Raw genomic sequence first — 13,559 nt, 5'->3', positions numbered from 1 at the left:
CCGCTCAGCCGGCCCCGATCACCGCCGGTACGGGCTCATCCGTCCGCCGGTTGAGGCTCTCGCCCTCGATGTCGAGGTTGGGCAGCACCCGGGCCAGGGGGCGGGGCAGCCACCAGGCGGCGCGGCCGAGCAGGGACATCACGGCGGGCACCAGCGTCATGCGGACGACGAAGGCGTCGATGAGCACGCCGACGGCCAGGGCGAAGCCCATGGACTTGATGATCGGGTCGTGCATGAAGACGAAGCCGCCGAAGACGGAGGTCATGATGAGCGCGGCGGCGGTGACGACGCGGGCGTTGTGGCCCAGGCCGTTCACGGTCGCCCGCTGTGCGGTGTCGCCGTGGACGAAGTCCTCCCGCATGCGTGAGACCAGGAAGACCTCGTAGTCCATGGCCAGGCCGAACAGGATGCCGATGAGCAGGATCGGCAGGAAGCTGACCAGCGGCCCCGGCCTGCCGACGCCGAGCAGGTCGGCCAGGTGCCCCTGCTGGAAGATGGCCACGGTGATGCCGAACGTGGCGCCGATCGTGAGCAGGAAGCCGAGCGCGGCCTTCAGCGGGACCAGGATCGACCGGAAGACCAGCAGGAGCAGCAGGATCGACAGCCCGACCACGAGCAGCAGGTACACGGGCATCGCGTCGGCGAGCTTGGCCGAGATGTCGATGCCGATCGCGGTCACGCCGGAGAGCGCGACACGGGCGCCCTGGATGTCGTTCATCCGCTCACGGATGGCGTGCACGGTCTGCTCGGTCGCGGCGTCGGCGGGACCCGTCTTGGGGATGACGGTCAGCAGCGCGGTCGTGCCCTGGGCGTTGGCCTGCGGCGGGGTGACGGCGAGCACTCCCGGGGTGGTCTGGATGGCGCCCGCGGCCTGCTTGGCGGCGTTCGCGGTGGCCTGGGCGTCGTCGCCGGTGACGACGGCGATCAGACGGCCGTTGAAGCCGGGGCCGAACCCCTCGCTGATCAGGTCGTACGCCTCGCGGGCCGTCGAGCCCTCGGCGGCGGTGCCCGCGTCGGGCAGCGACAGGCGCATGTCCCTGGCGGGCAGGGCCAGCGCGCCGAGCACGACGACGGCGACGACCAGCACCGGGACGCGCAGGCGGGTGACGAGCCGTCCCCAGCGGAAGCCCATGGCCTCGCGGTCGTCGCCCGTACCCGTGTCCGCACCCGCGCGCTGCCTGCGGGGCAGCACCCGCGCGCCGGCGAAGCCGAGGATGGCGGGCAGCAGGGTCAGCGCGACGAGTACGGCCAGCGCCACCGTCGCCGCCGCGGCCAGGCCCATGACGCTCAGGAACGGGATGCCGACCACGGCCAGGCCCGCCAGGGCGATGATGACCGTGGCCCCGGCGAAGACGACGGCCGATCCCGCGGTGCCGGTCGCCCGTCCGGCGGCCTCCTCGGCCTCCACGCCCTCGGCCAGGTACTGGCGGTAGCGGGAGGTGATGAACAGGGAGTAGTCGATCCCGACGGCCAGGCCGAGCATCAGCGCCAGGACGGGGGCGACGTTGCTCAGCTCGACCACGCCGGACAGGGAGAACAGGCCCGCCATGCCGGCGCCGACGCCGATCAGGGCGTTGAGCAGCGTCATGCCCGCCGCGACCAGGGAGCCGAAGGTGACGACGAGGACGACGGCGGCGATCAGGACGCCGAACGCCTCGGTCGAGCCGATCTCGACCTCGGCCTTCATGATCTCGCCGCCGTGCTCGACCCGCAGGCCGGGGGCGGTGGCCCCGGCCTGTTCGTAGGCCGCGCGCTGGGCGTCGGTGATCTTGTCGAGGGGGCTGTCGAACTGGACCTGGACCAGCGCGTGGCGGCCGTCGGGGGAGACGGCGCCGACCTGGAAGGGGTCCATCGCGGCCAGCACCCCGGGTACGGCCGCCGCCTCACGCACGATCGGCGCGAGGGCGGCCGGGTCCAGTTTGCCGCCCTCGGGCGCGGCGACGACGATGGTGCCAGTCGTGCCGCCGGCCTGGGGGAACTGCCGCCGCAGGGAGTCCAGCGCCCGCTGGGACTCGGTGCCGGGCATGGTGAAGTTGTCGGTCGTCGGCCCGGAGAACGCGGCGGCGGCCCCGCCGAGCAGGGCGAGCAGGATGAGCCAGGCGGCGAGCACGCGCCCGCGCCTGCGGAAGGAGAACCGGCCGAGCCGGTACAGCACAGCAGCCATGGAGAGGGAGGGGTCCGTTCAGGCGAGGTTCGGCGTCCGGCGGAGGCCGGGGCCGGTCCGGGGTGGTTCAGGGGCGGTCGGGCTCACGGCCCAGGGTGCGCAGCGCGCCGCGGATCATCTCGGCGCGCAGGACCTCCTCGGGCACGCCGAGATCGTCGGCGGCGGTGACGGAGACGGCGCCCAGGACCATGTAGGCGGCGATCGTGTCCGAGGGCGCGGTCGAGCCCCCGGCCAGTGCCGTGAGTAACCGCCTGATGGTGGCGGGGACGGCGCCGAGCGCCGGGTGGACGGTCATCATGGGGATGTCCTGGAACAGGATCCGGACCTCCAGCCGGAACCGCAGGGCCAGGTCGACGAAGCCGGTGACGGCCGCCCGCGCGGCCTGCTCACCGTCCAGTTCGACGAGCCGGGCGCGCAGCGCGGCCAGGCCCTCGCCCGCCGGGGTCAGCAGTTCGGTGAGGATCGCATCCTTGCTCGCGAAGTGGTAGAGCAACGCCGCCTTCGAACAGCCCGCGACCTGGGCGATGTCGTGCAGTGAGGTGCCCTTGTAACCGCTGTCGGAGAACAACCGCAGCGCCGAGCGCAGGATGTGCTCGCGCAGCGCGGAAGGGGGACGTGCCATGCCCCAATGATAACTGTCCGATCGGTCAGATCTGACCGATCGGACAGGAATGGAGACGTCCTGGCCCTCGGCGTGGTCACGAGGAGGCCGGGAGGTCTCCGGCACGCCGATGGAAGTACGGCGTGCCGGGGGTGGAGATCGACCCGCGCGGGATCAGGGGGCCGGTGAGGGGGTCGGGGTCCCGGGAGGCGTGGTGGGGAACGGCGGGAAGGGGCCGCCGGGCCAGTCCTGGCCGTCGTGGACGGCGTCGGGGTCGACACCGAGGGTGATCGAGGCGCTGACGCCCCTGGCCACGTGCCTGGGGTCGTAGTGCACGGCGAGCATGCCGTCGGCGGTGGTGTCGCCGGTGTAGAGCATGTCCTGCTCGTTGGTGGTGCGGGTCTTGGTGTTGGTCGAGTACGGCCTCAGCACGGAGACGGCCTCGATCAGCTTCTCGGGGAAGTAGAGCTGGCCGGTGTGGCAGTCGTTGCCGCCCAGGTAGGCGCCGTGCCGGAAGACACCGTTGACGTGGACCTTGACGTGGATGTGGATCGCGCGGCCGATGTACCAGCCGGGGAAGGCGCTCCTGAAGGTGACCCAGCCGTTCCTGTCGGTCATCTGGAAGCCGCGGAAGTAGGTGGTGTCGCTGTCGGGCTCGGCGTGCATGCCGCCGCCGGGGGCGCCGGTGGGGAGGTCCGTCGGGAAGGCGGTGGGGAACGCGGTCGGGAAGCCGGGGCCGTCACCCGAGGAGGCCTTCTCGTAGCTGGAGTAGATGCCCAGCGCGTCACAGTGCCAGATGTCGACGGCCTTGTTGCGCAGCGGCCTGCAGTTCTCCGAGTCGACGATCCGGATGCGCAGCAGCAGCGGGACACCGGGCTTGTGCTCGGTGATGTCCGAACGGTACTTGTCGTAGTCCAGGTAGTAGGGCCCCTCGATGGTCTCCTTGGTGAGCGGCAGGCAGAGCTTGCTCGTGGGAGTGGGGATGGTGGGGGTGGGGGTGTGCGCGGCACCGGCCGTCGTGCTCGCGGACGCGGTCGAGGCCAGGTAGCCGGTGCCCAGACCGGCGGCGGCGATGCTGACCCCGCCCGCGATGAGGAGCTGTCGGCGGTTCGGTTTCTGCGCGCTGGTTTCTTCCATGCGCACGAACATTAGGGGCGCCGCGTGAAAAAAGTCTAAGAAAATGGGCTGGGTTCTGATGTTACGTAACGGAAATGTGATCCACGGGGAGCGGTTGCGTCACGGGTATTAACAAATCTTATATGTGAAAGATATGGTTCGGACGCCGGTGATTACTCTCTGTAAATAAACCGGTTTTCCGCTGACGGTGTGACGGGGCGCCCCGCCGGTGTGACGGGGCGCCGTGCTTCGATCAGGCGCGCTTCCAGCGCCACCGCCCGTTGGGGTAGCGCGTGCACGTGTACTTACGGCCGGTGGCCTTGGCGTAGCCGTACCTGCCGTGGGCGGCCGCGGGGCAGTAGGCGCCGGGGGTGACGCAGTTCCAGTGGTTGCCCGAGCGCTGGTAGGTGCACGAGACCGTCGCGCCCGCGGGCACGGCGGCGGCCACCAGGGCCGAGGCGGTGGTGGGCACGAGCACGGAGGCGGTCAGGGCCGCGGAGACCACGAGACGTCTGAGCAAGGAGCGCTCCCAGCGTGTGGGGATGAACGGTGAACACCGAGGAGACGCGCCTCATATATCCGCAGGTTGTCCTATAAGTGTGTCCTTATTAGGACAATTACCGGGGTTCGATCAGGTCTCCTCGGAAGGCGGGAAGAAGGCCGTCTGGGTCAGGCGGGAGCCGTACCGGCGGTCGACGTAGTAACCACGTCCCGGCGGCAGCGGATGGGCACGGACATTGCCGAACAGGAAGCCCTCGTCCTTGTTGCCGGACAGGATCACCGCGGGGCTGGCCATGTCCTTGACCCGCTGGATGATCGGGTCGAACATCGCCCTGCCCACGCCGCCCATCGCGCGGGACATCACCAGGTGCAGACCGATGTCACGGGCCTGCGGCAGCAGGTCGGCCAGCGGCAGCAGCGGATTGGAGGAGGTCGCGACCAGGTCGTAGTCGTCCACCACGATGTACAGGTCGCAGCCCTGCCACCAGCTCCTGTCCCGCAGCTGCTCGGGGGTGAGGTCGGCCGGGGGCAGCCGCTTGAGCAGCGCGCCGCGGACGTCGTTGATCAGGTCGGTCGCGGCGGCGCTCGACGCGGCGTAGCCGATGCGGTGCTCGGTCGCCGCCGAGTCCAGCAGCGACCGCCGGTAGTCGATCACGATCATCATGGCCTCCTGCGGCGTCTGCCTGGCGACCAGTCCCTCGGTGATGACCCGCAGCAGGTTCGACTTGCCGCTCTCGGTGTCGCCGACCACGATGAAGTGCGGGTCGGCCTCGAAGTCGAGCAACACCGGCGACAGGGCCGCTTCGTCGATGCCGAGCGGGATGCGGGCGCGCCCGGTCTGCTCGACGCCGGGCAGTGTCCCGACGGGCAGTACGGCGGGCAGCAGCCGGACCGGCGGGGCGGGCGGACCCTGCCAGGCGTCCCTGATCGCGTGGACCAGCGCGCGCACACCCGTCGACAGGTCGTCGGCCTTCCGCACGCCGTCGATCCTCGGCAGCGCCGACAGGAAGTGCAGGCCCTCCTTGGTGAGTCCCCGCCCGGGAACCCCCTCGGGCACGGCCAGCGCGGACTTGCGGTTGATCTCCGACTCGTAGGCGTCGCCGAGCTTCAGCTCGACCCGGGTGCCGAACAGGTCGCGGATGCCCGGCCGGAACTCCGACCACTTGTTGGTCGCGGCCACCACGTGGATGCCGTACCCGAGACCGCGGGCGGCGAGGTCGGTGATGACGGGTTCGAGCGACTCGAAGTCCTGCCGGACCGTGAGCCAGCCGTCGACGACGAGGAACACGTCGCCGTAGCCGTCGCCCTCCGCCCCCTCCGCGAGCCGCTGCCGGTAGGCGGTGATCGAGTCGATGCCCTGCTCGGCGAAGTCACGTTCCCGCCGCTGGAGCAGCGCGGAGATCTCGGCGACCGTACGGCGCACCCGGTCACCGTCCAGGCGGCTGGCCACCCCGCCCACGTGCGGCAGCGCCTCAAGCGCGGCCAGCGAGCCACCGCCGAAGTCCAGGCAGTAGAACTGCGCCTCACGCGGGGTGTGGGTGAGCGCCATGCCGGTGATCAGGGTGCGCAGGACCGTGCTCTTGCCGCTCTGCGTGCCGCCGACGACGCCGACATGACCCGCGGCTCCCGACAGGTCCAGCCAGAACGGGTCGCTGCGCTGTTCGAAGGGCTTGTCGATGACGCCGATGACGGCGTGCAGCCTGCCCCGGCCGGCCCAGCTCGGCGTGCTCAGCCCGAGCTGCGGGGTGACCGAGATCTGCGGAAGCAGGTGGGCCAGGGTCGGCGGGTCGCCGAGCGGCGGCAGCCAGATCGGGTGCGCGGGAGGTCCCTGCCCGGCCAGCCTGCCGACCACCAGGTCGAGAAGGCTGGCGGCGGCGCGCTCGACGGGGATCTCCCCCGTCGTCAGCTCCTTGGGCGGCTCCTCGATGACGGGGACCGGGGCGAAGCCGGGACCGTACTCGACGACCTGGTGCAGGCCCGCCGTCCCGCCCCGCGCCGCGGAGGACAGCGGGTCGGGCTGGTAGGAGCCGGAGACATAGGCGGCCTTGAACCGGGTCATCCCGGTCGTCTCGAACTTCAGATAGCCGTTGCCCGGCGCGGACGGCAGCTCGTAGGCGTCGGCGACCCCGAGCACGACCCGGCTCTCCATGGCCGAGAAGGTCCGCAGGCCGATCCGGTAGGACAGGTGGGTGTCCAGGCCGCGCAGCCGTCCCTCCTCAAGGCGCTGGGAGGCCAGCATCAGGTGCACGCCGAGCGAGCGGCCGAGCCGCCCGATCATCACGAACAGCTCGATGAACTCGGGCTTGGCGGTCAGCAGCTCGCTGAACTCGTCGATGACGACGAACAACGTCGGCATCGGCGCCAGGTCGGCGCCCTGCTCGCGGGCCCGCTCGTAGTCGCGCAGGGAGGCGTAGTTGCCCGCGGCGCGCAGTAGCTCCTGGCGGCGGACCATCTCGCCGTGCAACGCGTCGTACATGCGGTCGACCAGGGGAAGCTCGTCCTCAAGGTTGGTGATGACCGCCGAGACGTGGGAGAGGGTGTCCAGACCGAGGAAGGTCGCGCCACCCTTGAAGTCGACGAGGACGAAGTTCAGGATCTCCGACGAGTGGGTGATGGCCAGGCCGAGCACGAGCGTGCGCAGCAGCTCGCTCTTGCCGGAACCGGTCGCGCCGATGACCAGGCCGTGCGGTCCCATGCCGCCCTGCGCGGACTCCTTGATGTCCAGCTCGACCAGGCGCCCGTCGACCCCCAGGCCGATCGGCACCCGCAGCCGGTTGCGTCCCGCCCTGGGCCGCCAGGTCACCGCCGGGTCGAGCAGGGTCGGCTCACCGACCCCGAGCAGGTCGGTCAGCGAGGTGTTCACCGACAGCGCGTCCTGGGTCTCCCCGCCCTTGACGGTCGAGGCGCGCAACGGGGCGAGCTGCCTGGCCAGGCCCTCGACGCGCAGGAAGTCCAGCCGGTCCGGGTCACCCAGACGGGTCGAGCTGCGCTTGCCCGCGTGGTCGATCTTGACCATGAAGAAGCCCTCCGGCCGCACGTCGATGCGCAGCGTGTTCTTCTCCTCGATCGGCCCCGCGGAGCCGGACAGATCGATCACGGTGACGCCCTGGATGGCGTCCATGCCGAGCTGCGAGTCGTGCGGCACGTGCCCGCCGTCGAGGATCAGCACGTGGTACGGCAGCGCGTCCGGCGAGGCTCCGGGCCTGAACCGCGCCCGCTCCTTCAGCGTCCCGCCGAGCAGCCGGTCCAATTCGGCCAGGTTGTCGGTCATCAGCCGCACCTGGCCCGCCGCGTCGGTTTCCTCAGGGTGCAGCGCGTGGGGCAGCCACTTGATCCACTCCCACTGGGCCATCCACTCCTCACCCGCGCACACCATGATCCGCATGTCGTCGGGGGAGTGGAAGACGGCCGTCTGGGCGACCATCGCGCGGACCAGTTCGCGCACGGCCACCGGGTCGCCGGTCAGGTTGATCCGCGCGAAGGAGTGCAGGGCGACGGCGACCGGCAGTTCGGAGACCGTCGAGTGGGCCCTGACGAACCTGCGCAGCGCGCCCGCCGACAGGGCGTCCAGGTCCTCGACCGGTTTGGAGTCCGGCGGGATGAGCTGGATGGCGAGCTTCTGCACACCGGTGCCGAGCCGTACGGTGCCGAAGTCGTCGTCGCGGGGGCGCCGTTCCCACAGCCGGGGACCCAGGGCCACCCACCACAGGGAGTCGGGGGAGGGGCTGCTCCATTCGAGGGCCTCGCGCTGCTGCTTGGCGGCCCGCCGTACCTTCTTGCGGACCTGGGCGAGATAGCGGAAGTAGTCCCTGCGCAGGCCGTTCAGCCGGTTCTTGCGCTCGCCCGACTGGCGGCCGAGCTGACCGGCGGTCATGCCCATCATGGAGACGGCGAACAGGCCGCTGGCCACGTACATGATCGGGCTTCCGGTGCCGCCCGCGGTGAACATCAGGCCCATTCCGGCGGCGCCCGCGGCCATCGGCAGGTAGGTGAGCAGACCGGTCAGTCCCTGCGACTGCACCTCGGGGATCTCCGGGGGAGACTCCAGAAGGATCTCACCTCGCGGGGGCTTGGGCGGGGGACGGCGCTCTGGGCGCCGTACGACGACGATGCTCACCCTGGAGGTGCCTTCCTGGTCGGTTTATGCACATCTGTGGCGAAAGCGATTGCCGACGGATGTCGCGCGTGATCCCTACTCTCCCCGCTACCGTATCCGGCATATCGGTGGTTTCCGTGATGCTCCACGATGCTTGCAACCAAGAGGGAGGACGACCGTGAGGTCGCTGGCTCAGGTCCCCCAGGGAGCCGTCACACCGGGTCTCCCAGTTCAGAGCGCCGCTCCGTTGCCTCCCATGTGCCACATCACGATCGTCGCCCCCCGCAGGAAGGCCGATCTGGCGCTGCCCGCGGACATCCCGCTCCCGCACGTCCTGCCCGGCCTGTTACGCGCGATGGGCGAGGTCGGGGGCGAATCCGCGGCCGCCCCCGGATGGGTGCTGCAACGGCCGGGCGGCGCGCCCCTCGACATCGGCCAGAGCCTGGGCGCCCTCGGGGTGCTCGACGGGGAGGTGCTCTACCTGCGGCCCCGCGAGGCCGTGCTGCCGCCCGCGATGTTCGACGACGTGGCCGACGTCGTCGCCACCGGCTTCAGGGAGGCGCCGGGCGGCTGGGGCGTCAGGCACACCCGCTTCGTCGGGGTCGGCGCCGCGACCGCCCTCCTGGTGGTCGGGGCCCTCGTCCTGCTGTTCTCCGGACCGCCCTGGCGGGTCTCGGCGGTCTTCGCCGGAGCCTTCGCGCTGCTGCTGACCGTCGCGGGCGGCCTGCTGTCCAGGGCGGTCGGCGACGCCCCGGCGGGCGCGATGATCGGTTGCGCGGCGCTGCCGTACGCCTTCCTCGCCGGACTGCTGGCGCCCGCCGGTGACACGGGGCTGGCCGGGCTGGGCTCGGCGCACATGCTGGCCGCGTTCGCGACGACGGGCCTGGTCGCGACCATCGGCACGCTGGCCGTCGCGGACGGCGTGCAGGCCTTCCTCGGTGTGTCCATCGCCTCGGCGACGGGGGCCGTCTGCGCGGCCGTGGTGATGTTCGCCCAGGCGCCTCCGGCCGGGGTCGGGGCGATCGCCGCCTCGGTCCTGCTGGCGTGCGGCCCGCTGTTCCCGATGCTGTCCTTCAGGTTCGCCGGTCTGCCGATGCCCTCGATGCCGACCAACGCCGAGGAACTGCGCCTGGACAACCAGCGGATCGACGGCCCGTCCATCATGGAGCGCACCGCCCAGGCACAGCGTTACGCCACCGGCTTCGTCGCCGGAATCGGCCTGACCTCGGTGGTGGCGCAGGTCTACCTGGCCTTCGACCCCGGCTGGGTCGCCCTGGCCACCTCGGCCACGCTGTCGCTGACGCTCCTCATGCGGGCCCGTGTCTTCCAGGGAACCGGGCAGCGACTGTGGCTGCTGCTTTCCGGCGTCTTCGGGCTGGCCGTACTGGCGTTCTCCAGGGCCCTGGCCGGTGGCGGCGTCGCCCTGGCCGTGGCGATGGGCCTGCTGTGCGTCGCGCTCGTACCCGCGGGCATGGGCCTGTGGCTGCAGTCGGGCAAACCCTCCCCCTTCTGGGGCAGGGCGGCCGACATCCTGGAGATCGTCCTCATAGTCGCCCTCTTCCCCCTGGCCCTTGGCGTCCTCGACCTCTACACCTGGATCCGAGGCCTGGCCGGCTGACCTGCGATTTTCCCCGGCGCCAGGTGTGGGGGTTTGGCTTTTATGCCTTACCGGTGCCGTGCGTGAGGAGTTTCCGGTTCGGGCGCGCCGGCGCTTGGACTGAGGAGCGAAGGAGCGAAGCGGATGAGCGACGAGGGAAAGCGTCGGCTCGGAGCGCCCGAACCCGCGCTGCCGCAGGCAGCGCCATATCAAGGAGCGAGATGGAATTCGGTGAGTTCGCCAACATAGACGTGGAAAAGCTGCTCTCTGGAAACAGTTCGCAATTCGCGAAAATGGAGGAGCTGCAGAGGACGATCACCACGCTCGTCGGTCGTGCCCAGGACGAGGACGGCCTGGTCGCGGTCGAGTACGCCGCGGAGGGGCTGCGGGGACTCGAACTGCATCCCAAGGCCATGCGGCTCAGTTCGGGAGAGCTGGCGGAGCGGATCAAGGAGGTCTTCGCCGAGGCGTCCAGGGACCTGCAGAGACAGCTTGGGGAGGCCGCGGACCAGGCGTTCGGCGAGGGGGACAATCCGCTGAGGACGTTCGGCGGCCCGGACGGGCCGCTGGAGCAGGTCAAGGAGGCGGGGGATGCCTACGACCGGGCCTTCCAGGACGTGATGGGGGAACTCGACCGTATCCGGCGCCGTCTCGAACTGTGAGGTTCACGTAGGCGGCTTTCCGGATCACGGAACGTCGCCTTTTTCCGCCGACTTCTTTCCGTGATGGAGGAGTCACGCGATCGCCTGGCCTGCTCGTTTATAGATAAGACGCTAAATGTTTACTTTTCCGTAATATGAATACATGTTAGCTATGTGATCCCTGATGGCTAGCATGCCGTCTGATGATGTTCGTCGGGGTAGTCCTTTCTGTCCGCTCGTGTGGCTTCTCTGGCCATCCGGGTGGCATCGCGTGGGCCGTATGGTCCGCACGGGGGCGTGACACCACCACGGACAAGCAGGCCTTATGTCACGGAGGTGTGACCGGTGGCGGAGTTTTTCGGTGCGAGCCCCGCACAGATCAAGAAGGCGTCCGAGCTCGTCGTGGACACCGCGCAGTACGTCGAGGGCCTGCGCAAGGGCGTCGAGACGACCACGCAGGAGCTGACGGCCTCGGGCTGGCTGGGCACTGCTTCGGCCAAGTTCCTGGGCGCCATGCGCGAGTGGGACCGGCAGATGACGATCGTACGGAGTGACCTGGAGAAGATCGCCCAGAACCTGGGCGACAGCTCCGTCACCTACGACGCGGCCGACCAGGACGTGCAGTCCGGTATGAACCGGGTTGACGCGCTCATCAACACCGGCGCCAGGTAGTACGGCCCCATCCCGCAGTCGAGGACGGAGAACAGAGTGTCCGACTATACGAAGGTCAACTTCGTGGAGATGGAGAAGGCCGAGCTGGGCCTCCTCCAGGTCGTCACCGCCATGGACAAGGCGACCGACGACCTCATCACCAAGCTCCAGCAGGTGCTCGGGGAGCACTGGGCCGGTGACGCGGCCAACTTCTTCGAGGAGCACAGGAAGGTCTGGGACGCCGCGGAGCAGGAGATGGGGCGTCAGCTCAACGAGGCCGCCAAGGCCCTGGGCATCGCCAGCGAGAACTACAAGGCGGCCGAGGCGCGGAACAAGGCCATCTGGAGCAACCACTGACACGGTTCCCGTGTGAACGGGTGCCCTCCGGCCGCCGCCGTACGCGGCGGCCGGAGCGGCGTCGGGCGCGCCGAGGAGAGGCATGAGCGCATCAAAGTGGCCGAACCTGAACGACGTGGCGAACATCACCGAGTTCGACACCTTCCAGATGAGAAGGGTCGCGCAGGAGCTTGAGGAGTACGCCGCGGGGTTCACGGGCCCCGCGTTCTCCGAGGGCTACACGACGGGTTCGTCGGCCAGCGTCGAGACCAGCGGAAACCTGAGCGGCCAGGAGGTCGGCGAGTGGCCCGCCGCCCGGACGTTCGGGCAGACGGTCGCCGGGGGAGCCTCCACGGACGGCAGGATCGCGGTCCTCGCCCAGGTCTACGCGGAGTTCGTCGAGCAGTACGCCCGGGTCATCAAGACGATCAGGGACAGCGCGAAAGAGTACGACGGCGCCAACACCGCCAACGGCGCCGGGAACGGGTGACAGGGGGAGCAGTGGACACCCAGAAACGGACCGTGCGGGTCCGCTCGGCCGCCGCACCAGTCCAGGGGGAGGTCGGCGACTCCTTCACGGCGATCGACGACTGGCTCAAGAACACCTCGCCCGCCGAGATCGAGAACGCCGGGTTCGGGTTCGCCAACGGGGCAGCCGTCATCGAACTCGTCATCGGCGCCCTGGAGGGCAACGCGGCCAGGCTCGCCGGGGTCTGGGGCGGTCCGGCCGCCGTCGAGACGCACAAGGCCCTGCGCATGCTGCACACGACGGGCACCGAGCTGGCCGCGGTGATGAAGGAGGTCGGCACCGTCCTGCGGACGTACGGCGGCGATCACCTGCCCGCGGCGCGTCAGGAGATGGAAGGCCTGCGTACGAAGCGGGCGAAGGCGCTTCAGGTGGGCCCGCAGCCCCCCGAGGCGGACGGGACGGTCGACGCCCGCAACCTCCTGAAGAAGCTCAACGGGCAGATCGCCGAGCTCTACGCGAAGATCCCCGAGGAGTTCACCTACACGCTTCCGGTCGCCGCGGAACCCGCGGGACCCGGCGGTTACACGACCACGGACTACTCCCCGGTGGGACGGCCGACCGGGTCGCGAGGCAACGGGAGCGCCTCGCGGACGGACACCGGCCCCTGGCGGGGAAGCGGCTCACCGGCCGACGGTCCGTACGGCCCCGGCGGCGCGAACGGCGGACACGGTGACCCGGGCGGCTCGGGTGGCCCAGGCGGTCCGGACGGCACGGGTGGCACGGACGACGGCTCCCAGGGCACCGGCACCCCGGGTCACCCCGGCGGCACCGACGGTTCGGGTACGGCCGGTCCCGGTTCGGGCACCGGCGGCCAGGGTTCCCCGGGCGACCCGGGATCGACCGGCCCCGGCGGCCAGGCGACAGGCCCGGGTTCGGGCGGAGACGGCACGGCCCCGGCCGTGATCGGCGGGCACGAGACCACGTCCGACGGCACCGGCGCCACCCACGGCTCGGGAAGGACCGAGGTCGCGAGCTTCGCCCCGACCAACCTGGTCGCGCCGCCCACGATCCAGCAGCACACGGTCCTGCCCGTGTCCCCGGTCACGACGTCCGGTCCGCCCCTCGCCCCCACGGTGATCGGCGGCCCCGGGCTCGGCGGTCCCGGCCTCGGGACAGGCGGGGCGGGAGCCGTACCGGGGGCCTCGTCCCCGGCGAGCAGGGGCGGCTCCCCGATGATGCCGTTCATGTCGCCGGGCGGTGGCGCGGGAGGCGGAGCCGAGGAGCAAGGCCAGGAGCGCACGACCTGGCTGTCCGAGGACCAGGACGTCTGGAACTCCCGTGGAGACGTGATCCCCCCGGTCATCACCTGACTTTTCCGAACTTTCCG

The 13,559-nt window shown here is 70.4% G+C and carries 11 protein-coding genes; 6 read left to right on the top strand and 5 right to left on the bottom strand.

The genetic code is table 11. The annotated features are described in order from the left end of the window. Positions 1 to 4: 4 nt before the first annotated feature. From ACFYY8_RS28005 to eccCa, 5 genes are all read right to left on the bottom strand, one after another. A complete protein-coding gene (locus tag ACFYY8_RS28005) occupies positions 5 to 2,164 on the bottom strand; it encodes an MMPL family transporter (protein WP_390045899.1) in 2,160 nt (719 codons plus the stop codon). 67 nt (positions 2,165 to 2,231) lie between these two features. After that, entirely contained in the window at positions 2,232 to 2,786 is a 555-nt protein-coding gene (locus tag ACFYY8_RS28000; protein WP_390045897.1) for a TetR/AcrR family transcriptional regulator, read from the bottom strand. A 153-nt stretch (positions 2,787 to 2,939) separates the two neighbouring features. Then, entirely contained in the window at positions 2,940 to 3,902 is a 963-nt protein-coding gene (locus ACFYY8_RS27995; protein ID WP_390045895.1) for an intradiol ring-cleavage dioxygenase, read from the bottom strand. A gap of 232 nt (positions 3,903 to 4,134) precedes the next feature. After that, positions 4,135 to 4,401: a hypothetical protein gene (locus tag ACFYY8_RS27990; RefSeq protein WP_362909479.1), complete on the bottom strand. Its 267-nt coding sequence runs from the start codon at positions 4,399 to 4,401 to the stop codon at positions 4,135 to 4,137. 111 nt (positions 4,402 to 4,512) lie between these two features. Then, positions 4,513 to 8,499, bottom strand: coding sequence for a type VII secretion protein EccCa (eccCa, locus tag ACFYY8_RS27985; RefSeq protein WP_390045892.1), 3,987 nt, complete (start codon positions 8,497 to 8,499; stop codon positions 4,513 to 4,515). 235 nt (positions 8,500 to 8,734) lie between these two features. Between eccCa and eccD the strand changes: the two genes are divergently transcribed. The 6 genes from eccD to ACFYY8_RS27955 all read left to right on the top strand — a co-directional run bounded on the left by eccD (position 8,735) and on the right by ACFYY8_RS27955 (position 13,542). Then, on the top strand, positions 8,735 to 10,096 hold the full coding sequence (eccD, locus tag ACFYY8_RS27980; RefSeq protein ID WP_390045890.1) for a type VII secretion integral membrane protein EccD: 1,362 nt from the start codon (positions 8,735 to 8,737) through the stop codon (positions 10,094 to 10,096). Positions 10,097 to 10,368: 272 nt separating this feature from the next. Beyond that, positions 10,369 to 10,737, top strand: coding sequence for a YbaB/EbfC family DNA-binding protein (locus ACFYY8_RS27975; protein ID WP_390045888.1), 369 nt, complete (start codon positions 10,369 to 10,371; stop codon positions 10,735 to 10,737). A gap of 324 nt (positions 10,738 to 11,061) precedes the next feature. Beyond that, the gene (locus ACFYY8_RS27970; RefSeq protein ID WP_352010197.1) at positions 11,062 to 11,388 is read left to right on the top strand and encodes a WXG100 family type VII secretion target; all 327 of its coding nucleotides are present in this window, start codon (positions 11,062 to 11,064) and stop codon (positions 11,386 to 11,388) included. A gap of 36 nt (positions 11,389 to 11,424) precedes the next feature. After that, positions 11,425 to 11,724, top strand: a complete 300-nt coding sequence (locus tag ACFYY8_RS27965; protein WP_352010198.1) for a hypothetical protein — start codon at positions 11,425 to 11,427, stop codon at positions 11,722 to 11,724. Positions 11,725 to 11,806: 82 nt separating this feature from the next. Beyond that, on the top strand, positions 11,807 to 12,193 hold the full coding sequence (locus ACFYY8_RS27960) for a hypothetical protein (RefSeq protein WP_390045886.1): 387 nt from the start codon (positions 11,807 to 11,809) through the stop codon (positions 12,191 to 12,193). Positions 12,194 to 12,204: 11 nt separating this feature from the next. Continuing rightward, positions 12,205 to 13,542: a WXG100 family type VII secretion target gene (locus tag ACFYY8_RS27955; RefSeq protein ID WP_390045885.1), complete on the top strand. Its 1,338-nt coding sequence runs from the start codon at positions 12,205 to 12,207 to the stop codon at positions 13,540 to 13,542. The last annotated feature ends 17 nt before the right edge of the window (positions 13,543 to 13,559 follow it).

It is taken from the genome of Streptosporangium sp. NPDC001559 (genome assembly GCF_042893955.1).
Lineage (GTDB): Bacteria > Actinomycetota > Actinomycetes > Streptosporangiales > Streptosporangiaceae > Streptosporangium.
This window is presented reverse-complemented; position numbering and strand designations above follow the sequence as displayed.